The 277-nt window shown below is 69.7% G+C and carries 1 protein-coding gene; it reads left to right on the forward strand.

The window, feature by feature from the left end:
• The coding region (locus tag ACTT8P_RS38610; RefSeq protein ID WP_442836454.1) for an FAD-dependent oxidoreductase at window positions 1-277 on the forward strand (277 nt) is incomplete at both ends.

The raw sequence follows: 277 nt of genomic DNA on the forward strand, positions 1-277 counted from the left end.
GTCTTCCGACATCCGCGCCAAACTGCAGGCCGCAGGCGTGCAACTGCTGGCCGGGCGCGGTGAATTGGTCGGTCCCGCAGCCGGTTTGGCGCATCGTGTGCGTGCCACCATGGCCGACGGCAGCACCGAGGAATTCGAGGCCGAGGTGGTGCTCATCGCCACTGGCGCCAGCCCGCGGGTGCTGCGCGGTGCCGAACCCGACGGTGAGCGCATCCTCACCTGGCGCCAGCTCTACGACCTGCCGGAACTGCCCGAGACCCTGGTGGTGGTCGGATCC

Origin of the sequence: Streptomyces sp. JW3 (assembly GCF_052216785.1) — a bacterium.
Lineage (GTDB): Bacteria > Actinomycetota > Actinomycetes > Streptomycetales > Streptomycetaceae > Streptomyces.